This is a genomic window from Pseudomonas aegrilactucae (assembly GCF_019168305.1).
Taxonomy (GTDB): Bacteria; Pseudomonadota; Gammaproteobacteria; order Pseudomonadales; family Pseudomonadaceae; genus Aquipseudomonas; species Aquipseudomonas aegrilactucae.
Map to the genome: position 1 here is coordinate 75,014 of NZ_JAHTBI010000049.1, position 22,243 is coordinate 97,256.

At 66.1% G+C, this 22,243-nt stretch carries 19 protein-coding genes and 1 tRNA gene; 7 read left to right on the forward strand and 13 right to left on the reverse strand.

All coding sequences use genetic code 11. The annotated features are described in order from the left end of the window. The first annotated feature begins 21 nt into the window (after positions 1-21). Both KUO17_RS14690 and KUO17_RS14695 read left to right on the forward strand, forming a co-directional pair. A complete protein-coding gene (locus KUO17_RS14690) occupies positions 22-195 on the forward strand; it encodes a uroporphyrinogen decarboxylase family protein (protein WP_217976270.1) in 174 nt (57 codons plus the stop codon). Then, positions 188-616 (forward strand): MarR family winged helix-turn-helix transcriptional regulator, encoded by a 429-nt coding sequence (locus KUO17_RS14695; RefSeq protein ID WP_217976271.1) that lies wholly within the window; start codon positions 188-190, stop codon positions 614-616. Before KUO17_RS14690 ends, KUO17_RS14695 begins: the two co-directional genes overlap by 8 nt. Positions 617-666: 50 nt before the next feature. Here the strand turns inward: KUO17_RS14695 and mobA are convergent, their stop codons facing one another. Genes mobA through KUO17_RS14710 form a run of 3 tightly spaced genes read right to left on the reverse strand, consistent with a single transcriptional unit; the run spans position 667 to position 5,645 of the window. Next, positions 667-1,266: a molybdenum cofactor guanylyltransferase MobA gene (gene mobA / locus KUO17_RS14700; RefSeq protein WP_217976272.1), complete on the reverse strand. Its 600-nt coding sequence runs from the start codon at positions 1,264-1,266 to the stop codon at positions 667-669. Positions 1,267-1,326: 60 nt separating this feature from the next. Then, positions 1,327-4,455, reverse strand: coding sequence for an efflux RND transporter permease subunit (locus KUO17_RS14705; protein WP_217976273.1), 3,129 nt, complete (start codon positions 4,453-4,455; stop codon positions 1,327-1,329). An 11-nt stretch (positions 4,456-4,466) separates the two neighbouring features. Further along, entirely contained in the window at positions 4,467-5,645 is a 1,179-nt protein-coding gene (locus KUO17_RS14710) for an efflux RND transporter periplasmic adaptor subunit (protein WP_217976274.1), read from the reverse strand. 155 nt (positions 5,646-5,800) lie between these two features. Between KUO17_RS14710 and KUO17_RS14715 the strand changes: the two genes are divergently transcribed. The 4 genes from KUO17_RS14715 to KUO17_RS14730 all read left to right on the forward strand — a co-directional run bounded on the left by KUO17_RS14715 (position 5,801) and on the right by KUO17_RS14730 (position 8,622). Further along, positions 5,801-6,502: a response regulator gene (locus tag KUO17_RS14715; RefSeq protein WP_217976275.1), complete on the forward strand. Its 702-nt coding sequence runs from the start codon at positions 5,801-5,803 to the stop codon at positions 6,500-6,502. Between the two features lie 15 nt (positions 6,503-6,517). Continuing rightward, positions 6,518-7,816, forward strand: coding sequence for an ATP-binding protein (locus tag KUO17_RS14720; protein ID WP_217976276.1), 1,299 nt, complete (start codon positions 6,518-6,520; stop codon positions 7,814-7,816). A 203-nt stretch (positions 7,817-8,019) separates the two neighbouring features. Beyond that, positions 8,020-8,094, forward strand: a tRNA-Gln gene (locus tag KUO17_RS14725). A 387-nt stretch (positions 8,095-8,481) separates the two neighbouring features. Continuing rightward, positions 8,482-8,622, forward strand: a complete 141-nt coding sequence (locus KUO17_RS14730; protein WP_217976277.1) for a hypothetical protein — start codon at positions 8,482-8,484, stop codon at positions 8,620-8,622. Positions 8,623-8,784: 162 nt separating this feature from the next. On the opposite strand, the gene KUO17_RS14735 is transcribed toward KUO17_RS14730, so the two are convergent. The 10 genes from KUO17_RS14735 to KUO17_RS14780 form a co-directional block, all read right to left on the reverse strand. Then, complete coding sequence (locus tag KUO17_RS14735) at positions 8,785-9,054, reverse strand: Imm32 family immunity protein (protein WP_217976278.1); 270 nt, start codon at positions 9,052-9,054, stop codon at positions 8,785-8,787. Between the two features lie 88 nt (positions 9,055-9,142). Further along, complete coding sequence (locus KUO17_RS14740) at positions 9,143-9,865, reverse strand: hypothetical protein (RefSeq protein ID WP_217976279.1); 723 nt, start codon at positions 9,863-9,865, stop codon at positions 9,143-9,145. Between the two features lie 101 nt (positions 9,866-9,966). Further along, positions 9,967-11,595 carry a dipeptide ABC transporter ATP-binding protein gene (locus KUO17_RS14745; protein ID WP_217976280.1) on the reverse strand — a complete coding sequence of 543 codons (1,629 nt, stop codon included), beginning with the start codon at positions 11,593-11,595 and terminating at the stop codon, positions 9,967-9,969. Continuing rightward, positions 11,592-12,494, reverse strand: a complete 903-nt coding sequence (locus KUO17_RS14750; protein WP_217976281.1) for an ABC transporter permease — start codon at positions 12,492-12,494, stop codon at positions 11,592-11,594. The genes KUO17_RS14745 and KUO17_RS14750 overlap by 4 nt, the downstream gene beginning before the upstream one ends. A 1-nt stretch (position 12,495) precedes the next feature. Further along, positions 12,496-13,446: an ABC transporter permease gene (locus KUO17_RS14755; protein ID WP_217976282.1), complete on the reverse strand. Its 951-nt coding sequence runs from the start codon at positions 13,444-13,446 to the stop codon at positions 12,496-12,498. Continuing rightward, a complete protein-coding gene (locus tag KUO17_RS14760; RefSeq protein ID WP_217976283.1) occupies positions 13,443-15,071 on the reverse strand; it encodes an ABC transporter substrate-binding protein in 1,629 nt (542 codons plus the stop codon). The genes KUO17_RS14755 and KUO17_RS14760 overlap by 4 nt, the downstream gene beginning before the upstream one ends. Positions 15,072-15,126: 55 nt before the next feature. Continuing rightward, positions 15,127-17,556 (reverse strand): TonB-dependent receptor plug domain-containing protein, encoded by a 2,430-nt coding sequence (locus KUO17_RS14765; RefSeq protein WP_217976284.1) that lies wholly within the window; start codon positions 17,554-17,556, stop codon positions 15,127-15,129. Between the two features lie 280 nt (positions 17,557-17,836). Next, a complete protein-coding gene (locus tag KUO17_RS14770) occupies positions 17,837-18,637 on the reverse strand; it encodes a class II aldolase/adducin family protein (protein WP_217976285.1) in 801 nt (266 codons plus the stop codon). 48 nt (positions 18,638-18,685) lie between these two features. Continuing rightward, the gene (locus tag KUO17_RS14775; protein WP_217976286.1) at positions 18,686-19,630 is read right to left on the reverse strand and encodes an NAD(P)-dependent oxidoreductase; all 945 of its coding nucleotides are present in this window, start codon (positions 19,628-19,630) and stop codon (positions 18,686-18,688) included. Beyond that, positions 19,627-20,820 (reverse strand): acyl-CoA dehydrogenase family protein, encoded by a 1,194-nt coding sequence (locus tag KUO17_RS14780; RefSeq protein ID WP_217976287.1) that lies wholly within the window; start codon positions 20,818-20,820, stop codon positions 19,627-19,629. The genes KUO17_RS14775 and KUO17_RS14780 overlap by 4 nt, the downstream gene beginning before the upstream one ends. 251 nt (positions 20,821-21,071) lie before the next feature. Between KUO17_RS14780 and KUO17_RS14785 the strand changes: the two genes are divergently transcribed. Next, positions 21,072-22,037 (forward strand): ABC transporter substrate-binding protein, encoded by a 966-nt coding sequence (locus KUO17_RS14785; protein ID WP_217976288.1) that lies wholly within the window; start codon positions 21,072-21,074, stop codon positions 22,035-22,037. The last annotated feature ends 206 nt before the right edge of the window (positions 22,038-22,243 follow it).

A 22,243-nucleotide genomic window follows, 5' to 3' on the forward strand; every position in this document is an offset into this window, starting at 1 on the left:
CATTGATTTTCGCGAACCAGCATGAGTTACCCGTCCTTGCACAATAATACGTTTATCAAGGCCTTGCTGCGCCAACCCACGGCGCATACGCCCGCCTGGCGGATGCGCCAGGCAGGCCGCTACCTGCCCGACCCTGCAGCGCGGGTCGACGCGGTGCATCACCACAGCCGTGTCGTGGGAGGTGTGCATGCTTGATCCCACGTTCGACTTCGACAAGATGCTGTGTTTTTCGCTGTACTCGACCGCCAATGCCATGGTGCGCGACTATGCCGAGCCGCTCAAGCGCCGTGGCGTGACCTACCCGCAGTTGCTGGTGATGGCCGGGTTGTGGGGCCAGGACGATGTGTCCATCAGCGCCTTGAGCGAACTGACCCTGTTTGACCTGGGCACGCTGACGCCGATCGTCAAACGCCTGGCCGATGCGGGGTTCATCACCGTGTACCTGGACCCCAGCGACCGGCGCCGACGCAACCTGCTGCTGACCGACAAGGGCCGCGAGTTGAAGGCCGAGGCGGCGCAAGTCTTCAGCAACATGGCGTGCAAAATCGACCTGGGCGAGGGCGAGGTTGCGCAGGTGTTGAACGTGTGCCATCGGATCCGCACGCGCTTGCGTTGAGCCTTCGCCGGCCTTGCCGGCGAAAGCGGCCTGTCTGACACCACGCGCCGTCAGGCGCCACGCTCTCGATCTGCCCCGGCCAACCGCTCGGGCGTATTGAAGTTGCTCAACCGCTCATCTCCCTCGGCGCAGTCCAGTGCCACCAGCGGGTGCGCCAGCAAGGCACGCAGCAGGCTGCGCTCACCCGCCTGCCAGGCCGCCTGCAGGTTGGCCCGCAGCGCACACGGCATCAGGCTGAACATCGGCTGCCAGTGTTCGCCCTGGCGCACCATCACCGGCTGCCCCTGAGCCCCGGCAAGCGCCAGCAGTTCGTCGAGCAACGCACGCTCAACCCGCGGCGCGTCGCACGCCAGCACCAGCAGCCAATCGTGCCGCGCCACGGCAAGCCCCGCCAGCACCCCTGCCAACGGGCCGGGAAAGCCGGGCTCGGCATCGCCCACCAACTGATCGGCAAAGGGTCGATAGGCGGCCTGGTTGCGGTTGCAGGAAATGATCAGGTCATCGCTGAGCGCACGCACCACAGCATGCACATGCGCGATCAGGGGTTGGCCCTGCCAGTTCAGCAGGCCCTTGTCCTGCCCGCCCATACGTCGGCCCTGGCCCCCGGCGAGCAACAGGACGGAGCAGGGCAGAGCGGCAGTGGCAGTCATTGCGAGGTTCCAGGCCAGAAGCGGGCTAGCACCATCCCATGACCGCCGCCTGCCTGTCCATCAATGCTGTTCGAGCATCGCCGTGTCGGCGTCCGCGGCCTTTCGGCGTGTACCGCTCAGGCGCATCACCACCACGAAGAACACCGGCACGAACACGATCGCCAGGGTGGCGCTGAGCATGCCGCCAATCACCCCGGTACCGATCGCCTGCTGGCTGGCAGAGCTTGCACCGGTGGCAATCGCCAGGGGGACCACGCCCAGGATGAACGCCAGCGAGGTCATCACGATAGGCCGCAGGCGCAGACGTGCGGCCTGCACGGTGGCCTCGACCAGCTCATGCCCTTCATCCACCAGGTGCTTGGCGAACTCGATGATCAGGATCGCGTTCTTCGCCGACAGACCGATCAGGGTGATCAGGCCGACCTTGAAGAACACATCGTTGGGCATGCCGCGCAGGGTCACTGCCAGTACCGCACCCAGTACCCCGAGTGGTACCACCAGCAGCACCGACGTAGGGATCGACCAGCTCTCGTACAGCGCCGCCAGGCACAGGAATACCACCAGCAGCGACAGACCCATGAGGATCGGCGCCTGTGAGCCCGACAACTGCTCCTGCAACGACAGCCCCGTCCATTCCAGGCCAAAGCCCAGCGGCAGGCCATCGACCAGGCGCTGTACCTCGGCCATGGCCGCGCCCGAGCTGTAGCCGGGGGCCGGCTCGCCCGACACCGAAATGGCCGGGTAGCCGTTGTAGCGGGTCAGTTGCACTGGCCCCGACACCCACTGCGCACGGGCGAACGCCGACAGCGGGACCATCTTGCCGCTGCTGTTGCGCACATGAATCTTGAGCAGGTCCTCGACCTGGCTGCGCTGGTCACCTTCGGCCTGCACCACCACGCGCTGCATGCGGCCCTGGTTGGGGAAGTCGTTGACATAGCTGGAGCCGATGGCGGTGTTGAGCACCGTGCCGATATCGGCGAACGAGACGCCCAGGGCATTGGCCTGCTTGCGGTCCACCTCAAGCTGCACCTGCGGGCTTTCGGCCAGGGCGCCCTCGCGCACGTTGACCAGTACCGGGCTTTTTTCCGCGGCGGCCAGCAACTGGTCACGCGCGGCCATCAGGCCGGCATGGCCCACACCGGCCCGGTCCTGCAGGCGGAACTCGAAACCGGTCGAGGTGCCCAGGCCGTCCACCGGCGGTGGCAGTACCGAATAGGCAATCGCGTTCTTGAACTGGCTGAACGCCATCGTCGCCCGGTCGGCGATGGCGGCGGCGCTGTCTTTCGCACCGCGCTCGGACCAGTCCTTGAGCGTGGTGAACACCAGCGCGGCGTTCTGCCCGCTGCCCGAGAAGCTGAAGCCCAGGATCACCGTGGTGTTGCCCACGCCAGGCTCACCTGCGTTGTTGGCCTCGATCTGCTCGGCCACCTGCACGGTACGGTTGCGGCTGGCGCCCGGCGGCAGTTGCACGTCGGTGATGGTGTAGCCCTGGTCTTCGGTAGGCAGGAACGAGGAAGGCAACTGGCTGAAGCTGAAACCCAGCGCCACCAGCAGCAGGCCATACACCAGCAGGTAGCGGCCGCTGCGTTGCAGCGCATGCAGCACCCAGCGCTGATAACCGTTGCTCATGCCTTCGAAGCGGCGGTTGAACCAGCCGAAAAAGCCGCGTTTGACGTGATGCTCGCCTTTGGCAATGGGCTTGAGCATCGTGGCGCACAACGCCGGGGTCAGGCTCAGGGCCAGGAACGCCGAGAACAGGATCGACACCGCCATAGACGCCGAGAACTGCTGGTAGATCACCCCCACCGAGCCCTGCATGAAGGCCATCGGCACGAACACGGCCACCAGCACCACGGTGATGCCGACGATCGCCCCGCTGATCTGGCTCATCGCCTTGCGGGTGGCCTGCTTGGGCGGCAGGCCTTCTTCAGCCATGATCCGTTCGACGTTTTCCACCACCACGATGGCATCGTCGACCAGGATGCCGATCGCCAGCACCATGCCGAACAGGGTCAGCACGTTGATCGAAAAGCCCAGCGCAAGCATTACCGCGAAGGTGCCCATCAATGCCACCGGCACTACCAGGGTCGGGATCAGCGTGTAGCGGATGTTCTGCAGGAACACGAACATCACCAGGAATACCAGCACCATGGCCTCCACCAGGGTGCTGATGACCTGCTTGATCGACACCTTGACGAACGGCGAGGTGTCGTACGGAATGTCGTACGTGGCGCCCGGTGGGAAGTAGCGCGACAGCTCGTCCATCTTCGCCTTTACCAGGGTGGCGGTCTGCATGGCGTTGGCGCCTGGCGCCAGTTGCACGCTGAAGGCGGTCGACGGCTTGCCGTTCAGACGTGTGCCGTACTGGTATTCCTGGCTGCCGATCTCGACGCGGGCCACATCGCCCACGGTCACCCGCGAGCCGTCGGTATTGGCGCGCAGCACGATGTCGGCGAACTCCTGTGGCGTCGACAGTTGCCCTTTGACCAGCACGTTGGCGGTGATCTCCTGGGTCGGGCTGCCCGGCAGGTCGCCGATGCTGCCGGGGGCCACCTGGGCGTTCTGACCGGCAATCGCCGTGTTCACGTCTTCGGGAGTGAGGTTGAAGCCGATCAGCTTCTGCGGGTCGATCCAGATGCGCATGGCGCGCTCCGAACCGTACAACTGTGCCTTGCCCACGCCCGGCACGCGGCGAACCTCGTTCATCACGTTGCGCGCCAGGAAGTCGCTCAGCGCGGTTTCGTCGAGGCGGTCGTCGTCGGCGGTCAGGGTCACCAGCATGAGAAAGCCGGTGGACACCTTCTCCACCTGCAGGCCCTGCTGGGTGACAGCGCGTGGCAGGCGCGACTCGACGATCTTCAGGCGGTTCTGCACATCCACCTGGGCCAGCTCCGGGTTGGTTCCCGGCTGGAAGGTCGCGGTCACCGTGGCGCTGCCCAGGCTGCTGGTGGACTGGAAATACAGCAGGTGGTCGGCGCCGTTGAGCTCCTGCTCGATCAGGCTGACCACGCTTTCATCCATGGTCTGGGCCGAGGCGCCGGGGTACACCGCGTACACCTCCACCTGCGGCGGGGCCACGTTGGGGTACTGCGCCACCGGCAACTGCGGGATGGCCAGGGCGCCGGCCAGCAGGATGAACAGCGCGACCACCCAGGCAAACACCGGGCGATCAATAAAGAATTGCGGCATGGGTCAGGCCCTCACTGGCCGGTGGCGTTGACGAGGGCAGGGGTGTCCTTGCCGGCGGGGGTGACCTGAACCTGGTCACCGACCTTGATGTGCTGCAGCCCTTCGATCACCACCTGGTCACCGGGGGTCAGGCCTTCGCTGACGATCCAGCGGTCCTGTTGCACGCTGCCCAGCACCACGGCGCGTTCGCTGATGCGCTGCTCGGTATCCACCAGCAGTACCCGCGGCAGGCCTGCGCTGTCGCGCAGGATGGCCTGTTGCGGCACGCTGATGCCTTGCGGCTGGATCGCCTGTTCCAGGCGCACACGGATGAAGCTGCCGGGTAGCAGGTCCAGGTCCGGGTTGGGGAACTCGCTGCGCAGGGTGATCTGCCCGGTGCTCGGGTCGACGCTGATGTCGGAGAACAGCAGCTTGCCCGGCAGCGGGTACGGGGTGCCGTCGTCCTGGATCAGCGTGGCCCGCGCCTGGTCCTGGCCCACTTGCTTCAGCTCGCCGGCACGCAGCGCGCGGCGCAGGGCGTTGATCTCGCGGGTCGACTGGGTCAGGTCGGCATGGATCGGGTCGAGCTGCTGGATGATCGCCAGCGGCGTCGATTCGTTCTGTCCCACCAGCGCACCTTCGGTCACCAGGGCACGGCCCACGCGCCCGGAAATCGGCGCGGTCACGGTGGCGTAGCCCAGGTTCAGGCGTGCACGCTCCAGCGCCGCCTTGGTCGCGGCCACCTCGGCGTCGGCCTGCAGGGCAGCGGCGCGGGCGTTGTCGTGGTCCTGGCGGCTGACGGCGTTGATCGCGATCAGCTCGGCGTAGCGCTGGTCTTGCAGGCGTGCCTGAAAGCGCGCCGCCTCGGCCTTGGCCAGGTTGGCGCGGGCGCTGTCGTAGTCGGCCTTGAACGGCGCCGGGTCGATGCGAAACAGCACATCGCCCTGTTTCACGTCACTGCCTTCGCGGTACACCCGCTGCAGTACCACGCCGGCTACCCGTGCGCGCACTTGGGCAATACGCGGCGCCAGAATGCGTCCCGACAGCTCGGTGCTGATGGCCAGCGGCTGCACGCGTACGGTTTCGACGCTGACGTGGGGCTTGGGCGCCTGCTCCTCGCCGGGTGGCTTGCTGTCACAGGCGCTCAATGCCAGGCTCAGCAGCAGGAGGGGGGCCAGGGTACGCAGACGAGTGGGGCTTGAACTGGGCATGCGGATCTTCCATAAATGACCCGGCAATGCTAAGGCAGCTGTCCTACAGGCAGTTGTTAAGCTATGTAGGGCGAGTGTGAAAAAGTGTGAAGTATTGCGTTGTGCGCGATGAGGTTCTATATCCTGCCTGACTTTCCCGGCCTGTCAAACTGCCCATGCCCAACATTCTCCTGGTCGAAGACGACTGTGCCCTGAGCGAACTGATCGCCAGCTACCTGCAACGCAACGGCTTCAGTGTCAGCGTGATCGCGCGTGGTGACCACGTGCTCGAGCACGTGCGCCGCAGCAAGCCGGACCTCGTGATCCTCGACCTCATGCTGCCGGGCCTGGATGGCCTGCAGGTGTGCCGCTTGCTGCGCGCCGAATCGCTGCTGCTGCCGATCCTCATGCTGACGGCCAGGGACGACAGCCACGATCAGGTGCTGGGCCTGGAAATGGGCGCCGATGACTACGTCAGCAAACCGTGCGAGCCGCGCGTGCTGCTGGCGCGAGTGCGCACCCTGCTGCGGCGCAGCAGCATCAACGAGCCGCACCTGGAGAGCGACCTGATCGTGGTGGGCGGGCTGCGCATCGACCTCACCGAGCGCACCGTGCAATGGCGCGGCCAGGCGGTGGAGCTGTCCAGTGGCGAGTTCGACCTGCTGGTGGTGCTGGCGCGCAACGCCGGCAGCGTGCTCAGCCGCGACTGCATCCTGCAGCAGTTGCGCGGCATCGAGTTCAACGGCACCGACCGTTCGGTGGACGTTGCCATCTCAAAGTTGCGTCGCAAGTTCGATGACAGCGCCGGTGAGGCGCGCAAGATCAAGACGGTGTGGGGCAAGGGCTACCTGTTCAGCCGTGTCGAGTGGGAATTCTGAGGAGCCCCCCGGGCCATGCTGAAAATACTGGTGCGCCTGTACCTGGTGACCATCGTTGCCTATGCCGGGTCGATCTTTCTGATCCCCGAACTGATCCTGCACGTGTTCCACGATCGCTATATCGCCTACAACCAGGACCAGGCTCGCGGCGTGCAGCGCTTGATCATCAACCAGTTTCAGCTTGAGCATCGCGACAGCTGGCCGCGGGTGGCCGAGGTACTCAACAAGGATTTTGCGCCGCTCACGATCGAGCTGCGCCGTCGCGCAGCGCTGGACCTGGACGCTGAAGAGCAGGCGCGCCTGCAGGCGGGCGAATACGTGGTACGCCTGGGGGAGTGGGGCTATTACGAAACCGCCATGGCGCCGCTGGACGGCGAGTGGATGGTGGTGCTGCGCAACCCGCCTGACCCGCTGGACATCTACTTGCTGTCGTGGGGCATTACCGTGCTGATCGGGGCGGCGCTGCTCGGTTGCCTGCTGTTCTGGCTGCGCCCGCACTGGCGCGACCTGCAACGGCTCAAGGCCACCGCGCAGCGCCTGGGCGAGGGCAACCTGTCGGAGCGCACGCAGATTTCGCCGCGTTCCAACATCGGTGCGCTGGCCAAGGTGTTCGACACCATGGCCCAGGACATCGAGCAACTGCTGACCCAGCAGCGCGAACTGCTCAACGCCGTCTCGCACGAGCTGCGTACACCGCTGACACGGCTGGATTTTGGCCTGGTGCTGCTTTACGACGAACTGCCGGCGGCCAGTCGCAAGCGCCTGCTGGAGCTGGTGGGGCATGTGCGCGAGCTGGACGCGCTGGTGCTCGAGCTGCTCTCGTACAACCGTTTGCAGATCGGTCAGGGCGGTGAACGGGTGCAGGTCGGGTTGCCGGAGTATGTCGACAGCATTCTGGGCAGTTATGCCGAGGAGCTGGAGGGGCGAGGGGTGAGCCTTGAGGTGCGCGCCGAGGCGAGCCTGCCGCGTTTTGTGCTGGACCCGCGCCTGACGGCGCGGGCGGTGCAGAACCTGATTCGCAATGCCATGCGCTATTGCGAGCAGCGCATCCTCTTGCGCCTGAGCGTCGATGAGCAAGGGGCATGCGTGTTGACGGTCGAAGATGACGGCATTGGCATACCGGTGCAGGAGCGCGAGCGCATCTTCCAGCCGTTCTATCGCCTGGACCGCAGTCGTGACCGTGCCACGGGTGGTTTTGGCCTGGGGCTTGCGATCAGCCGGCGGGTGATCGAGGGGCAGGGCGGCACGTTGACGGTGGGGCAATCGGCGCTGGGTGGGGCGCAGTTTCGGATCTGGTTGCCGCGTGGGCGCTAGGGCGCACGCACACGCAAACGGCTACGCGTGGCTCACGGCTAGGGGCCGTGGAGAGGGGGGAGCGCCCTCAAATCGGTCATTCCACGCGATAACCGGTTGTTTTTTAGTTATTTTTTATCGTTGGGGCTTCCCTGGCGAGCAGAAACTTGATAAATTTCCGCTCATTCCTGCCGAGGCTTTTCATGGGCCTCCAGTTGCATCACAGGGGCGTCGCCAAGCGGTAAGGCAGCAGGTTTTGATCCTGCCATGCGTTGGTTCGAATCCAGCCGCCCCTGCCATTTTTTCTGCATGATTCCAGATTGTCGTGTGTCAACTGCGCCACTGTGCGGCAGCCACGCCACGCCATACCCCTCGATCGCCATGCGCATCAGCAACATGGCCATGTCCGCCTCGTAGCAACGCTCCAGCACGCTGGGGGTCGGCCCGTTGCGGATCACGATGTCGGCCACCCGCGCCAGGAAGGTGGTGGCGGTGTAGGCCAGGTGCGGGATCGGCTTGCCCTCACTGCCCGGTAGCCGGTGCAACGGCTGCCCGTTGCGGTCCGGGGCGCGACATCGGTGTTTCGCCAGCGCTCATCGACACCCTGTGTGGCGTGCTGCGCCTGGATGCGCAAGAGCGTCGCCACCTCTACCTGCTGACGTTCCAGCACCCGCCCGCCGAGGTGGGTGAAGACGCTGGAGCACACCTCGCTCACCATCGACGCCGACAAGCACCTGGGCCTGGTGTACTACACACCCGGTGCAGGCGAGGGCGCGGCAATGTTCGAACAGTGGTTGCAGGTGCAGGCAGGCGACGTAACGCCTTGAGCGGCAACGCTGGATTCAGCGGGCGAACAGGTCCGCGGCCCCGGCGCCCGGTAGTGGCTGCAGCCGCTCGGCGCCCTGGTGCCTGACGTTGCCGACGGCGGTGCTGACCGGATACCACTCGTGAGCTATTGCAGCATAGGCGTGATCGGCAGGGGCGCAGTGTCAGTTGGTCGGGACCTTGGGCGTGCCCAGCACGTTGCCGTTCAGCAGGATGATGTCGGCATGCCGGTCGCTCGAGAAGTTGGCGATGCAGTCCTGCAGGTGGACGTGTTCCAGCTGTTGGCGCTTCATCTGCTGCGCGGCCTCTATGAAAAATTCGCCCAGGGCCCGCAAGGTCGCCGGGGTGGCCAGGATGGAGATCTCGTCCAGCGTGATCGCCTGGGCACTGCCAACGGCGGTGCCCTGGAGGGTGAAGCGTTTGAGTTCAGGCATGGGTCGGGTCTGGGTAAGTGTTCAATCGATAGTTGCAGGCTTCTGCCCACAGTGGCAGCAATGCACGGCGGTCGGTTTCGTCTGGTCGCTAGCCAAGCTGTGCCAGCAGGCGGTTGATTTCGCGTGCGGCCGCGGGGTTGATGGGGTCCAGTTCGGCATGCGCCTGGAGGTTGATAACGTGCTCGATCTCGCTGAAGCGCGCCGCGCCGAGGTGCAGTTTCCAGGCACGCAAACAATCAAACCGGGTCGAAAACCCGGTTATCTGCACAAACGTCAGATAGGGCATCTCCTTGATGCCATCCATCAGTGACATCACGTAACGATCCCAGCGTGAGGTGGCGTTCAACCAGGCGTCTTCCCATTCATGCCCGCGCGACTCCACGTTCAGGCCCAACGGCTCGATGATTGAAAGCGTATCCAGCAGCGCCGGGGTCACGGGCCTCTTGAAATCTTCGGTATCCAGCCAGTACAAGCGCGCCGCCACCGATAGAATGACGCTGGCTGCCGAGCTGACCTCGGGACTGATACCCAGCAGTACCTGGTGGAACCATTCGATCTTGTGCTGAAGGTGCGGGGGCACGTGGCGAGCCTGCAGATCGGCGAAAAAGTCCCGCCGCGTCTGCTCGGCCCGCGCCGGCGAAAAGTCAGCGTACCGGTAGTAGTTGTCGCCGCCATCGAGCAGGTGCGGTATGGCGTTACGGGCGGTCTGCTTGACGCATTCGATGGTCGCGGCGGGGTACTCGGCAAAGAGTTCGCCGGCAAAGCAGTCGGTGCTGATCAGAAAAATGATGTTGTCGAAGCGTGAAGTCATTTCATCGTCTTGCTGGCCTGGCTGGGCACACTGCCCAACCTCCTGAGCCTGTCGCGACGACCAGTGTAGTGCAGCAGTGCATCGGGTTGAGCGACACCGCCTCAAAATAACCCGGCATGCACCTCATGCCGCCGCCCGGCAATCGCCTCCAGCAGTTCACGCGTGTACGGGTGCGCGGGCCGGGCCAGCAGCCCTTCGGCGGCGCCTTGTTCCATGACCTGCCCCTGACGCAGCACCACCACCTGATGCGCCAGGCTCGCCACCACCGCCAGGTCGTGGGACACCAGTACATAGGCCACACCCAGTTCGGCCTGCAGCTCGCGCAGCAGCTCGAGAATCTGCGCCTGTACCGACACGTCCAGCGCCGACACCGGCTCGTCCAGCAGCAGTACATCAGGCTTGAGCGCCAGCGCCCGGGCGATTGCCACCCGCTGGCGCTGGCCGCCCGACAGCTCGCGGGGCAGCCGGTCCAGGTAGCTGGCAGGCAGCTGCACCTGCTCCATCAACTGGCGCGCCGCCTGTTCCAGTGCGCGGCCTTTGAGCAGGCCGAACGACACCAGTGGCTCAACCACGCTCTGCAAGATGCTGAAGCGCGGGTCGAGCGCGGCAAACGGGTTCTGCTGTACCAGTTGCATGCGCTGGCGCAGCGGCCTGAACTGGCGCCAGCTGAGGCCGGTGAGGTCCTGGCCGTCGAAACGCACACGCCCCTCGCTGGGCTGCTCCAGGCCCAGGGCAATGCGCAGGCTGGTGCTCTTGCCCGAGCCGGACTCACCCACGATCGCCAGCGTCTGCCCCGCATACAGCTCCAGGCTCAGGCCCTGCAACGCCTGGAAACGCTGGTCGCGGCCGGCATGGCGCGGCAGGGCGAAGTGCTTGCCGACGTTTTCGAAGCTCAGCAGCGGCGTCAGCCCGTGGGTGTCCACTGGCTGCGGGCGCTGGCTGTGGCCGAAGGCCGGCGCGGCCGCCAGCAGGGCCTGGGTATACGGATGCGACGGCGCCGCCAGCACCTGGCGCGCCGGGCCTTGCTCGACCCCTTCGCCATTTTTCATCACCAGCACGCGGTCGGCGCGGTCGGCCGCCACGCCCAGGTCATGGGTGATGATCAGCAGCGAGATGCCACGTGCCTTCACCAGTTGTTCCAGGTGATCGAGGATGCGCTTCTGCACGGTCACGTCCAGTGCACTGGTGGGCTCGTCGGCGATGATCAGCTGCGGCTGGCCCGCCAGCGCGATGGCGATCAGCACCCGTTGGCGCATGCCGCCCGACAGTTCATGCGGGTACTGATTGGCGCGCAGCACGGGGTTGTCCAGGCCGACCTGTTCAAGCAGTTCGAGCACGTCGGCATCCAGGCCGGGGTAGCGCCGGCCGTGCAGCTGGATCAGGCTTTCGCCGATCTGCTTGCCGATGCTCAAGGTCGGGTTGAGGCTGACGGCCGGGTCTTGCGGCACCAGGCCGATGACCCGCCCGCGCAACTGGCGCTTGAGCTTTTCACTGGCATGACGCAGGTCGTGCCCGGCCACCTGCAGGCTGCCGCCATCGATCCGTGCGGTGCCCGGCAGCAGGCCGAGCAGGGCGCTGGCCAGGGTGCTCTTGCCCGAGCCGGACTCACCGACGATCACCAGGGTTTCGCCGGCGTCCAGGTGCAGGCTCAGCCCGCGCACCGCCTCGGTGACCCGGCCGGCAGTGTGGTAGCTGACGTGCAGGTCGCGTACTTCGATCAGACGGCTCATGCTTTTACCTCTTCGACGGTGCGCGCAATGTGGTTGAGGCTGAACACCACCAGCACCAGGAACAGCCCCGGCAACAGCGAGACCCACGGTGCGGTGATCAGAAAATGCCGGCCGTTGGCGATCAGCGTGCCCCATTCGGCGGCCGGTGGTGCGGCGCCAAAGCCCAGGAAACTCAAGCCGGCCGTGGCCAGGATCGCCGCACCGATATCCAGCGTGGCCAGTACCGCCACCGGGCCCCAGGCATTGGGCAGCACATGCCGCAGCAGCGTGCGCCCCCAGCTGGCGCCGCCCAGGCGCGCGGCCTCGACGTAGGGCAGGGTCTTGATGCGCAATACCTCGGCGCGGGTGGTGCGGGCAAAGCCCGGGATGATGCCCACGCCCACGGCAATTGCCACCGGCACCGTGCCGAAGCCGATGGCGGTGACGATGGCCAGTGCCAGCAGCAGGCCGGGCAGGGCCAGCAGCACATCCACCAGGCGCATCACGCAGGCGTCCAGGCGCCCGCCGACGAAGCCCGAGACGACCCCCAGCGCCAGCCCGCACACCAGCGCCAGGCCCACGGCCAGCAGCGCCGCCTGCACCGACAGGCGTGCGCCGTAGAGCACCCGCGTGTAGAGGTCGCGGCCCAGTTCGTCGGTGCCGAACCAGTGGGTTGCGCTTGGCGCCAGCAGTTTGGCCGAGGGCTGTGTGGCATACGGGTCGAAGTGGCTGAACAGGCCGGGCAGCAACGCCGCCACCAGGGTGAACAGCACCACCGCCACGGCCAGCACGAAACCGGGCCGGCGCAGCAGCGGGGCAGCCTGGTCCAGCAGGCGTTGCAGGCGCCGGCGCGGGTGCCAGTGTGCGGTAGCGGGGGCAGGCTTGAACGGGCGGGCAGGGCTGCGGTCGAGGGCAGTCATCTCAGGTCACCTTGGGCGTGTGGGCGATGCGCGGGTCCAGAATCGGGTAGAGCAGGTCGACCAGCAGGTTGACCAGCACGAAGGCGGCGGCCGACACCGTGACCACTGCCAGCACCACGGGAATGTCCTGGCGCAGTACGGCCTCCTGTACCAGCCGGCCGACGCCGTTGCGGGCGAAGATGGTTTCCACCAGCACCGCGCCAGACACCGTATTGCCGACCTGCAGGCCGATCAGCGTCAGCAGCGGCAGCGCCGCGTTGCGCAGGCCGTGACGGGCCTGCACCTGCGCACGGCTCAGGCCCTTGGCGTAGGCGGTGACGATGTAGGGCTCGCGCCACACATCCTGGAAACCGCGCTGCAGCACCTGGGCATACACTGCCGCGCTGGGGATCGCCAGGGTCACCGCCGGCAGCACCAGGCTGGCGACGCCGTCGCTGCCGGTGGCCGGGAACCAGCCCAGGCCGAAGGCGAACACCTGGATCAGCAGCAACCCCATCCAGAACACCGGTACCGAAAAGCCCAGCGCCGGCAGGCGCGACAGCGCGACCTTCAGCGGCTGCCAGCGCACGTAGGCGGCCAGGTACGCCAGGCCCACACCGCCCAGCAGCGACAGCACGATCGCCAGCCCCGCCAGGGCCAGGGTCTGAGGCAGGCGCAGGGCCAGGATCTCGGTCACCGGGCGCCCCAGCGTCAGCGACTGGCCGAGGTCGCCGTGCAGCACGCCCCACAGCAGTTGCCCGTAGCGCTCCAGCAAGCCCTGGTCCAGGCCATAGTAGCTGCGCGCCCTGGCCAGTTGCTCAGGCGACAGCGCGTCGATTTCCATGCCTGAGGCACTGAGCATGATGCTCAGCGGGTCGCCCGGCAGCAGGTAGAGGATGAAGTAGGTGATGCTGTAGGCGCCCCACAACACCAGCGCGGCCTGGGCGATGCGGCCGAGCAGGTAGCGGCTCATGGCTTGACCTCGATGTCATTGAGGAAGGCGAAGCCCTCGGCACTCCAGCGAAAGTTCTGCACCCGCGGCGAGGTCGCCGCCTGCCACACCCGCTCATACACCGGGATTGCCGCGCCCTGGTCGATCAGCAGGTCCTGCAACTGGCCGTAGGCACGGGCGCGTTGCTCGGCGCCGGTGGCGGTCAGCCCGGCATCGAACAGGGTCTGCGCCTGGACCAGGGTGGTGGGGGTGTAGGTGTTGGTGGCCAGGGTCGAGCTGTTGGCGCTGCGCGGGTCGAGGATGGTCTGCAGCACGATCGGGTCGGCGCGGGTCATGTAGGTAAAGGTCAGGTCGTAGTTGCCCGAGGCGTTGGCGGCCGCCCACTCGGCGGTGGTCTGCACGCGCAGCTTGAGCTCGATGCCGACCTTGCGCAGCTGGTCCTGGATCAGCACGTCGCCGGCGGTTTCCTTGCCGGCCAGGTTATACACCAGGCTCAGGCGCTGGCCGCCCTTGTAGCGGTAGGTGTCGGCGCCGACCCGCCAGCCGGCGGCGTCGAGCAACTGCGCGGCACCTTGCGGGTCGTAGGCCAGCTTGTTGCCCTGGCTGCGAAAATACGGCGTGGTCACGTCGTACACCCCGTCCACCACCGGGAACTGCGGGTTGTACACGGTGGCGGCGTAGCTCTTGCGGTCGATGGCCTTCTGCAAGGCCTGGCGCACTGCGTGGTCGGCGAGGATGCGGTTGTTGCGCGTGTTGGGGTAGAGGTTCCAGGCCGGGCCGGGCAGCGAACGGCTCTGGATGGTCGCCTGGTTGCGTTGCAGCAGTTGCAGGTCGACGTCGGAGAACGGCACACGCGGCCACAGGATGTCGACCTTGCCTTGCAGGAACAGGCCGTTGCGCACGCTTTCTTCCGGGATGTAGCTGACTTCGATGGCGTTCAGGTGCGCATCGCCCTTGTTCTGCACATTGGCCGATGCCCAGGCGTAGCCTTCGCGGCGCACCAGGCGCAGGCCGGCCTCGGGGGTGTAGTGGTCGAGCACGAAGGGGCCGGTGCCGATCACGGCCCCCAGCGAGCGCTCCTTGGCGCTCTTGCCATAGGAGGCCGGGGCGAGGATCGCCAGGTTGGTGGTCGAGGTGGCTTGCAGAAAGCCGGCGTTGGGTCGGGCCAGTACCAGCTTGACCGTGTGCGCATCGATCACCTCGGCGTGATCGTAGCCGGCCAGGTACGTGGCGCCGAAGGTGCTCGGCAGCTCGGCGGCGAACGCCTTGTTGCTGTCGAAGGCGGTCTTGACCGCCTGCGCGTCGAACGGCTCGCCGTTGCTGAAGGTCACGTCGCTGCGCAGGTGGAAGGTGTATTCGCGCGCATCGGCGCTGATCTCCCAGCGCTCGGCCAGCCAGGGGATGATCTGGCCGTTCTGCGGGTCCTGGTCGGTCAGCGACTCGACCACGTTGCGCAGCACCACGCGGTGCTCCAGCCAGTACACCTGGAAGGGGTCGATGCTGACCAGCTGGGTGTTGTCGCCGAAAAAGGCGATCTTCAGCGTGCCGGCCGCCGCAGCGTCCGGTTGCGAGGGCGAGCAGCCCGGCAGGCTCAGGCCCAGGGCCAGCAGCAGGGCGGTGCTGGCCAGCGTTCGTTGCAGTCTCATGCGCAGTTCCTCGTGCAGGGCGCCGCGCCGCCTCCTGGCAGCGCGGCCGGGCGGGTCAGAAGTCGTAGGCGAGTTTGCTGTACCAGTAGCCGCCACCGGGGTAGAACGGCGGGTTGCCGTAGGGCGCCAGCCCCAGCGGGCTGTACACCGCGTGCCTGTCGGGGCGCACGTCGAACAGGTTGGTGGCGCCGATGCTCACTGTCAGCTGGTCGAAGAAGGTGTAGGCGATGTCCAGGTCGGTGATCCACTTGGCGCCGAAGCTGCGATCGCCGCTGGGGTTGACGGCCAGCGTCTTGACGCTGCCGAAGCGGGTGGTCTGCAGGTTCACCGCCAGGTCGTCGACCTTCCAGTTGGCGCCCAGGATCCATTTGGTTTCGGGGCTGGCGACGGTGAGGTCGCCTTCGCGGTCGCGGCCCACCAGGGTGATGCCGGAGTTGGCCAGGGCGGCCGGGGTGTCGCGCACCGACTGGATGCTGGTCTTGTTCCAGTTGAAGCCCAGGCTCCAGCGCACATCGCCCCAGTTGCCCAATGGCGTGCTGTGGTCGGCGACGATGTCCAGGCCCTTGGTGCGGGTGTCGTAGGCGTTGGTGTAATAGTTGACCCAGGTGCCGGGTGCCACGCCCTGGCTTTGCAGGATGCGGGTGATCACACCATTGCCCTGGTCGTAGATATTGCTGGTCAGGGTGATGCGGTCGTCGATATCGATCAGGTAGGCATCGGCGGTGATGCTGGTGCGCGGCGCCGGTTGCCAGGTCAGGCCGAGGCCGAGGTTGCGTGATTTTTCCGGTTTGAGCGCATCGCCGCCCAGCGCCTGGGCCAGGCTGCTGTCGGAGGGGGTGAGGCGGGTGACGGCGGGCACCACGTTGCCGTTGACGTCGGTAGAGACGCGGTTGTCGGCCACGGTGTAGCCGATCTGGGTCAGCGACGGCGCCCTGAAACCGGTGCCGACGGTGCCGCGCACGGCCACGGTGTCGGTCAGTTCGTAGCGCGAGTTGAGCTTGAGGCCGAAGGTATTGCCCGAGTCGTCATCATAGTGTTCGACGCGCCCGGCCAGGTCCAGGAACCAGCGTTCGGTGAGGTCCAGGCCCAGGTCCAGGTAGGCCGCGTAGTTGTTGCGCACCAGGTTGACCTCGTCTTCAGGGCGCAGGGTCACGGCAGCCTGGGCGCCGGAGGCCGCCGGGTAGGTGCCGGTGATGTACGCCTCGCGATCGCCGGCAAAGGTGCTGAAGCGCTCCCAGCGGTGCTCCAGGCCAGCCGATACCTGCACCGGCGAGGTCAGGCCGAACAGGCTGTCGTAGCGCCGGGTGAGGTCCAGGTTGTTGACCCATTGATCGAAGCGGAAGGTGGCCAGGTTGTCGAAGCGGGTCGGCGAGGCGGTGCCCAGCGACGGGTTGATGTTGAGGTCGCTGGAGTGGTGGATGGTGTTGCGTCCGTAGGTGGTGCTCAGGTCCCAGTTCCACTCGCCGCGCTCGCCCTTGCCGCCGAACAGGAACTGATAGTCGCGGTCCTTGATGTTGTTCAACGGGTAGTAGCCGTCGGGGAACACCTCGGGCACCGAGGCCCTGCCGGTGGGCAGGCGAAAGTAGTTGTAGGCTTCGGCCTCGCGTTCGCCGTAGGTCGCATGGGAATAGAGGGTGAGCGCATCCAGTGGCAGTTCGGCGTTGTAGGCCAGGTTGAAGGCCTTGAGCTCGGGGTCGCCGTTCTTGATCGCCACGCGGTCCCAGGCGGCTTCCTTTGCCGGGTCCTGGAAGGCGCGCACGCTGCTGTCGGCCTTGTCGTTCCAGGCCGCGTCGCCGCGCTTGCGCGCATCGGCGGACAGGTGCACGAAGCCGCCCTCGCCGAGTGTGAAGCCCTGGTCGCCGGCCACCTTGATGGTTTCGCCCTGGCCGGAATACAGCTGGCCGTAGCTGGTCTCCAGGTGCCCGCCCGAGGCGCCGCTCTTGAGGATGATGTTGATCACCCCGGCCACCGCATCCGAGCCGTACTGGGCGGCGGCGCTGTCCTTGAGCACTTCGATATGGTCGACCGCGCTGACCGGGATCAGGTCGATGTCCACGGCATTCGCGCCGCTGTTGTCGATCGAGCCGCGCTGGCCGACGGCACCGTTGTGGCGCCGTTTGCCGTTGACCAGCACCAGCGTATAGGCCGGGCCGAGGCTGCGGTTGCTCAGCGGGCGGGTCACCGAATTGTAGCCGGCGATATTGGTGCCGAAGTTGAATGAGGGCAGCAAGCGGGAAATGGCTTCTGAGAGTTCGGCGCGGCCGGTCTTGAGCAGTTGCTCGCTGTTGATCACATCGATCGGGGCAGGGCTGTCTGCCACGGTGCGTTGCTGGCCGCGTACGCCGGTGGAGATCACCGTGACGGTGCCGAGCTGAGCGTCGTTGCTGGCGGCTTCTACGGTGGGCGTCAGGCCGCCCAGCAGCAGGGCGGCGCTGACGGCGCCCAGCGGGAAGGTCTTGAGTGGGGTTGGCAAGGTGTCTGGCATGGCGGGCGAAGTCCGTCGGAGCTGGCACTGGCCCTGGGTACGGGTGCAGGTGGATAGCCTGGCGATTAAGAGATGAGCGGGGTAACGAGGTCGTCTGTGATGGATAGTATTTTCATAAGAACGGCAGTGGAAATTCTATTTTGGAATATGAATATTATGCTTTTTATGGATTATTGGTATTTTTGAATATGCAAAAAGCTGATAACAAGTGGCGATGCACTGCCAACCCTTCCAAACGTGAAGAGGCGGGCCAGAAGGCCCGCCTCTTTGGCGTCAAGGGTTATCGCTTGTAATCATCCCCCTCACGATCGAGCTGGCGAATCAACGCATCCCAGTGTCGCTGCAGCCCCGGATGGTCGCCCTTCTGGAACACCGCTGTCTGTTGTCGCACCTTCTCGATCGCTGCAGGCGACGCATACAGCAGGTCGGCATTGCCGCCCGCCTGCGCGGCAATCTGGATATTGCACGCACGCTCCAGCCCATGCAGTTCACGAAATGCATGCTCGACACTCGCGCCACCCGTCAACAACCCATGGTTGCGCAGGATCAGGATGTTGCCCTGGCCCAGGTTCGCCACCAGCCGCTCCTGTTCATCCAGGTCCAGCGCCACGCCCTCGTAGGTGTGGTAAGCCACGCGGCTGTAGTACGCCAACGCATGTTGCGACAACGCCAGCAGCCCGTTCTTCTGCGCCGACACCGCCGCGCCGTCGCGGGTATGGGTGTGCAGCACCGCCTGCAAGTCCGGGCGCGCACGGTGGATGGCGCTGTGAATCACGTAGCCCGCCTGGTTGATGCCCAGCCCCAGCGGGTCGTCGATCAACGTGCCGTCCACATCCACCTTGACCAGGTTGGAGGCCGTGATCTCATCGAACAGCAGGCCATAGGCGTTGATCAGAAAGTGCTCGTCAGGGCCGGGCACCCGCGCCGAGAAGTGCGTGTAGATATGGTCGGTCCAGCGAAACAGCGCCGCCAGGCGGTAGGCGGCGGCCAGCTTGACACGTACCTCCCACTCCTGGGCACTGACCCGCTGGCGCAGGCTGTTGTCATCGGATGCGACGGGCAAAACGGACAATGCGGTCATTGCAGGGCTCCCCACGCGCCAGGCGGCGCGTTCACAGGTTCAAAAGGATCAGTAACCGCGCTCAGGTTCCACCAGGTTGCGCAGCGGCAAGCCCTGCTGGTAGCGGTTGAAGTTGGCGAGAAAGTCTTCGGCGAAACCGCGAATGCCTTCGGTGGAGATCGCACAGGTGTGCGGCGAGATGAACACGCGCGGGTCGCTGTACAGCGGATGCCCGGCCGGCAGCGGTTCAGGCTCGGTGACATCCAGGGTGGCGCGCCCGACCCAGCCCGCCTCCAGCGCCTGGAGCAGTGCCTGCTGGTCGAGCAGGCCGCCACGGGCGATGTTGATCAGGTGCAGGCCGGGCTTGGCGCTGGCCAGTACCTGGCGGTCGATCAGGCCACGCGTCTGCGCGGTGAGGGGGGCGGCGATCACCAGGTGATCGGCCTGGGCGAACAGCTGGTGCAGGTCTTCGGCCACCTGCACCTGTGGCAGATCGCCTGGGGGCTGGCCTGGTCGGCCGAGGGCGACTACGCGCATGCCCAGTGCCAGCGCCTTGTTCGCCAGGCTGCGGCCGATGCTGCCCAGCCCGAGAATGCCCAGGGTACGGCCGTGTACCGGCTGCAGCGCAGTGAAGCGCCAGTCGTCATCCTTGACCCAGATGTGCGGCAGTTGCTTGGCCGCGGCGAAGATGGCTGCCAGCGCGAACTCGGCCACGTGCTCGGCATTGCTGCCCTTGCCGCTGGTGACCGGTGGCCCCTGGAACAGCCAGTCGGGGTAGAAGTCGATACCCGACGACACCAGTTGCACCCAGCGCAGCGACCACGGCCAGCCGCGCGGCGCCTGATCGACGCGGCGCCCGCGCACGTTGACCGGGCGCAGGATCACCACGTCGGCACGCTCGGCGTTGAACTGCTCAGGGCCCAGGTCCAGTACCCGGTGGGCCGGCAGATGCTGGCGCAGAAAGTCGTTGCTCTGCGCGTCCAGTTGGCTGGCGATCACGCTGACGCTGCTCATAGCGGCGCGTCCTGGTTCAGGGCCGAGCGGCCGGTGGCGTGGAACACCACGTCGTCCTGCGGGGTATGGATGCGGCTGCACAGCACATCGCGGTAGTGGCGCTCCAGCGGGTTGTGCCGCGACAGGCCCGGGTTGCCGGTGGCCTCGATGGCCAGTTCCACGGCCTGGATCGCGTTCTGCGTGACCAGTTGCTTGAGTTGGCCGGCATTGTGCGCCTGCACCAGGCCCGCGGCCGCCGAATCGAGCAGGTTGCGGTTGGCGAACAGCAGGGTGTCGATGCGCCCGACCCGTTCATGAAAGCGTGGCAGGCTGGCCAGCGGCTGGCCGAGGTTGGACGGCACCCGCTCGCGCAGGAACGTCACCAGCCAGTCGCGGGCGGCCTGGGCCACCGCGTCATAGAGGCTCGCCAGCAGCACGGCCATCCACACCAGGCCTTCGCCATCCAGTTCGGCGCGCGGCGCGCTGGCCGGGCTGACCGCCACCGCATGGTCCAGCGCCAGCAGCACATCGTCGAACTCGACACGGTGGCTGCAGGTGGCGCGCATGCCCAGGTGGTCCCATTCATCGACGATGCGGATGCCGGGGCTGTCCTTGTGCACCAGGAAACCGCCTACCAGCGGGTCGGCATCGTCACTGCGTGCCCACACCAGGTACCAGGTCAGGCCATGGCTGCCGGTGGAGTAGAGCTTGGTGCCGGACAGCCGCCAGCCCTCGGCGGTGCGCCGTGCGACGGTTGCGGGCAGGCCGCCGCGTGCCGGCGTACCCAGTTCGGGCTCGACGCGAAAGGCGTTGATCAGCGCGCCGTGCTCCACCGCCTCGCGTGCCAGGCGCTGGCGCAGGTGCAAGGGCCAGCGCTGGTCGTCCTGCAGGCGAAAATGCTGCAGGTACTGCATCACCAGGATCAGCGCGGTGGACGGCTCGCCCTTGGCCACGGCGGCCACCACCTTGCGCGCCGTGGCAAGGTCGGCGCCGCCGCCGCCCAGTGCACGGGGCACGGTCAGCGCGAGCAGGCCGTGGCGCTGCAGCAGGGCGAAGTTGGCCGCCGGGAAGGCGCCGCTGCGGTCATGGCCGGCGGCGCTGGCCGCCAGCTCGCGGGTGATGTTCGACAGCACCGGGTCCAGGTCGGGCAGGGCGGGGGCCGGCGCGGTTGGCCGGTGCAGCGGAACAGCGTGGGCAGAAGGCTGGCTCATCAGGCACTCATCACGGAAAACCCAGGGAACGCCCGTGCTGGGCGTTGGTGTCCCGCCCTGGACAGCAGCTCCATGCTGGCGGGGCTTATGACCGTAAGCTTGAGCGTATGGGCTGTAAAATTCTTTATGGTTATAAGCTAATGGCGATAATGAAAAATTAATCGCATATTAGTTTATGACTAAAATGCATTTCACTGATTATCGGCTTGTCGGTAGAGTCGCCCTACAATCGCTTTTGAGGAGTGTCTGCAATGCCCCCATTTACACGTATCCTGGCGCTGGGCGCCGCCTTGCTGCTGGCAGGTGAGGCCCTGGCCGGCCCACGTATCGAGCTGCGCATCGGTGACCAGAAGGGCAACATGCGCGCCCAGCTGGAGGCGGCCGATGCGTTGCGCGACCTGCCGTATGACATTCGCTGGGCGGAGTTCCCGGCCGCTGCACCGTTGGCCGAGGCGCTGAATGCCGGGGCGGTGGATGCCGGCATCATTGGTGATGCGCCGTTGCTGTTTGCGCTGGCTTCTGGTGCACAGGTCAAGGCGATTGCGGTGGACAAGTCCGATGCCTATGGCACCGCGGTGCTGGTCGACCCGAAGTCGCCGTTGCACGCGGTGGCGGACCTCAAGGGCAAGCGCATTGCCACCGGGCGTGGTTCGATCGGTCATTATGTGGCGCTCAAGGCCTTGGCTGGTGCGGGGTTGAGCGAGAAAGACGTGGCGTTTCGTTTCCTTGGGCCGGTGGATGCCAAGATGGCTTTGGCCAATGGTTCGGTGGATGCCTGGGCTACCTGGGAGCCTTACACCGCGCTGGCCGAGCTGAGTGGCCAGGGCCGCGTGCTGGTCAATGGGCGTGGTTTGTCCAGCGGCAACAGTTTTCTGGCGGCGACCGACAAGGCGCTGGCCGACCCGGCGCGCCGAGCTGCGTTGCAGGACTACCTGGTGCGCCTGGCTGGGGCACAGGTGTGGGCCAACCAGAACCTGGACAGCTACTCGCGCACCCTGGCGCAGATCATTGGTTTTCCCGAGGATGCGGCGCGTCTGCAGTTCGAGCGTCGGCAGTTGCGTTGGCAGGTGGTGGATGCCGAGACCATTGTGCAGCAGCAGGAGACGGCGGATTTCTACCGGGCGCATGGGTTGATTGCCAAGCCGCTGGACGTTACCCCGACCTTTGCCGACGGCTTCGTGCTGCCGGGCGTTGCCAGGGTCACCCAGACCCCTTGACTGTCACCTTGTGGCCCCACTGAAAACCTGCTGTCGAACCACCAAGGCTTACAACTCAAATCTCACAGGCCATGGTGCGTTGCAGCAAATGTGGGAGCCGCTTGGCCTGAGCCAGACGAGCGCCGCGCGGGCGGCGCTCGATTTCATGGGCGCTGGAGATGTGTTGGCTGGCACACAGGCCCCATCGCAATCTGCTGCCAGGCTAC

Coding starts and splice junctions, on each gene's coding strand:
- KUO17_RS14690 (WP_217976270.1), top strand. CDS start 22: ATGAGTTACCCGTCCTTGCACAATAATACGTTTATCAAGGCCTTGCTG.
- KUO17_RS14695 (WP_217976271.1), top strand. CDS start 188: ATGCTTGATCCCACGTTCGACTTCGACAAGATGCTGTGTTTTTCGCTG.
- mobA (WP_217976272.1), bottom strand. CDS start 1,266: ATGACTGCCACTGCCGCTCTGCCCTGCTCCGTCCTGTTGCTCGCCGGG.
- KUO17_RS14705 (WP_217976273.1), bottom strand. CDS start 4,455: ATGCCGCAATTCTTTATTGATCGCCCGGTGTTTGCCTGGGTGGTCGCG.
- KUO17_RS14710 (WP_217976274.1), bottom strand. CDS start 5,645: ATGCCCAGTTCAAGCCCCACTCGTCTGCGTACCCTGGCCCCCCTCCTG.
- KUO17_RS14715 (WP_217976275.1), top strand. CDS start 5,801: ATGCCCAACATTCTCCTGGTCGAAGACGACTGTGCCCTGAGCGAACTG.
- KUO17_RS14720 (WP_217976276.1), top strand. CDS start 6,518: ATGCTGAAAATACTGGTGCGCCTGTACCTGGTGACCATCGTTGCCTAT.
- KUO17_RS14735 (WP_217976278.1), bottom strand. CDS start 9,054: ATGCCTGAACTCAAACGCTTCACCCTCCAGGGCACCGCCGTTGGCAGT.
- KUO17_RS14740 (WP_217976279.1), bottom strand. CDS start 9,865: ATGACTTCACGCTTCGACAACATCATTTTTCTGATCAGCACCGACTGC.
- KUO17_RS14745 (WP_217976280.1), bottom strand. CDS start 11,595: ATGAGCCGTCTGATCGAAGTACGCGACCTGCACGTCAGCTACCACACT.
- KUO17_RS14750 (WP_217976281.1), bottom strand. CDS start 12,494: ATGACTGCCCTCGACCGCAGCCCTGCCCGCCCGTTCAAGCCTGCCCCC.
- KUO17_RS14755 (WP_217976282.1), bottom strand. CDS start 13,446: ATGAGCCGCTACCTGCTCGGCCGCATCGCCCAGGCCGCGCTGGTGTTG.
- KUO17_RS14760 (WP_217976283.1), bottom strand. CDS start 15,071: ATGAGACTGCAACGAACGCTGGCCAGCACCGCCCTGCTGCTGGCCCTG.
- KUO17_RS14765 (WP_217976284.1), bottom strand. CDS start 17,556: ATGCCAGACACCTTGCCAACCCCACTCAAGACCTTCCCGCTGGGCGCC.
- KUO17_RS14770 (WP_217976285.1), bottom strand. CDS start 18,637: ATGACCGCATTGTCCGTTTTGCCCGTCGCATCCGATGACAACAGCCTG.
- KUO17_RS14775 (WP_217976286.1), bottom strand. CDS start 19,630: ATGAGCAGCGTCAGCGTGATCGCCAGCCAACTGGACGCGCAGAGCAAC.
- KUO17_RS14780 (WP_217976287.1), bottom strand. CDS start 20,820: ATGAGCCAGCCTTCTGCCCACGCTGTTCCGCTGCACCGGCCAACCGCG.
- KUO17_RS14785 (WP_217976288.1), top strand. CDS start 21,072: ATGCCCCCATTTACACGTATCCTGGCGCTGGGCGCCGCCTTGCTGCTG.